Here is a 1,446-nt window from a genome sequence, read left to right on the forward strand (position 1 = left end):
TGAGCTGACCCCGTAAAGTTGGACGGGTAAATTAGGCCGCCAAGGGCTGAGTTCTGTACTGCACGGGACTCAGCCCTTTTAGCTTGAGCTTGATGCGGTCGTGATTGTAATAGCGGATGTAGTCGGCAATGGCGCGACGCAATTGCTGGACGTCTGCGAAGTGTGTCAACCGGAAGCACTCGGATTTGAGTGTGCCGAAGAAGCTTTCCATCGCGGCATTATCCAAGCAGTTGCCCTTGCGTGACATGCTCTGCGGCATGCCTCGCTCAGCAAGCTGTTCGCAGTACTCTCGCATTTGATAAGCCCAGCCTTGATCCGAGTGCAGCATCGGTGTCTCATCAGCTGCCAGTCGCTTGAGTGCCTTGTCCAGCATGGCTTTGATCATGGCGAAGTCAGGGCGCTCGCTCATTTGCCAGGCAATGATCTCGCCGTTGTACAAATCCAGAACCGGCGACAAATATAGCTTCTTGCCGCCGACATTGAATTCGGTCACATCCGTCACCCACTTCTCATTGGGCCTGCTGGCTTTGAATTGGCGGTTGAGTAGATTCGGCGCGATGCGCCCACGCTCTCCCCGATAGGACCGATATTTCTTGGGCCGAACGAGCGACTTCAGACGCAGCACTGACATCAGTCGCTGCACCGTCTTGCGGTTGACCCAGGTGCCGGCTCGACGCAATGCAAGCGTGATCCGGCGATAGCCGTAACGCCCCTTATGCTGGGCGAAGACATGGGCGATCTTCGCCTTGAGCTCGGCGTGACGATCTCCCGCCTTGGTCGCTGCCACTTGGTAATAGAACGTACTACGAGCCAGGCCTGAGACCTTGAGCAAGACCCTCAACGAATGATGCTCACGCAAGGCGTTCACGATTTGCGCGGTTTCTTTGGCTTTGCTTGCTCCTTGGCTCGGAGCAGTTCGTCCAACTTTTTTAGGTACGCCACCTCCGCGCGCAGATACTCATTCTCTTTAAGAAGGTCTTCGCGTGAGCGCTCGTCTGCGGGCACGGTCGTAGGCTGGGCAGGCTGTTTGGGCTTTGACATCTTGGGTGGCCGGCCTTTGCGGCGCGGCATGAGGGCTTCGAAACCACCCTCATGATACTGGCGCTCCCAGCGACTGACGCAGTTGGCTTCGCGCAAATCGAATACCGCGCAGGTGCGCTGGTATGACAGCTCATGGCGCCACATGTGTTGCAGCACCGACATCTTGAAGTCAGCGCTGTACGTCTCGTGCTTCTTGCGCAGCCCTGCTTTGCCATGTACCCGGAAAGCGCTCACCCAACGCCGCAGTGTTGAATACCCAACTCCGTACTTCCGGCCGAGCGACTCGCAACTGCCTTCGCCGCTCAGATACGCCTTGACCAATTGTTGCTTGAACGACGGGTCATACTTCGTCATGAAAAAACCCCCAAGGGTTGGAGTGATGTCCAACTCTTGGGGGTCAATTCA

Annotated in this window: 1 protein-coding gene; it reads right to left on the reverse strand. The window is 56.6% G+C overall.

The window, feature by feature from the left end; all coding sequences use genetic code 11:
• Positions 1-31 precede the first annotated feature (31 nt).
• Positions 32-1,395, reverse strand: a protein-coding gene (locus U5798_RS36810; protein WP_322084870.1) for an IS3 family transposase whose coding sequence is annotated in 2 segments (ribosomal slippage) — positions 32-918 and positions 918-1,395 — 1,365 coding nt in all. Because the reading frame shifts where the segments join, the coding sequence is not laid out codon by codon here.
• Positions 1,396-1,446 lie beyond the last annotated feature (51 nt).

It is taken from the genome of Burkholderia sp. BCC1972, assembly GCF_905339605.1.
In the GTDB taxonomy this organism is placed as follows: domain Bacteria; phylum Pseudomonadota; class Gammaproteobacteria; order Burkholderiales; family Burkholderiaceae; genus Burkholderia.